General features: G+C 46.5%; 1 protein-coding gene. It reads left to right on the plus strand.

Translation table 11 applies throughout. The annotated features are described in order from the left end of the window. On the plus strand, nucleotides 1-256 hold a 256-nt coding region (locus tag A3751_RS01015; RefSeq protein ID WP_197466078.1), incomplete at both ends, for a formate/nitrite transporter family protein.

Raw genomic sequence — 256 nt, forward strand, 5'->3', positions numbered from 1 at the left:
GCGGAGCACTTGCTGCGAAAGTAAGTACGATTGGTGAGTCTCGAACGCTTGGTTATCAAGAGCATGGCGCTTCTGGTTGGTTTACGATTTTTATCCGTGTCATGTTGTGTAACTGGATGGTGAGCATGGGTGTTGTTGGAGCGATGATTTCAACGAGCGCTACAGGCAAAATGGCTGCGATGTGGATGCCGGTAATGCTGTTCTTCTTTATGGGTTTTGAGCACTCAATTGTGAATATGTTCCTATTCCCATTCTC

The organism is Oleiphilus sp. HI0080 (assembly GCF_001635135.1).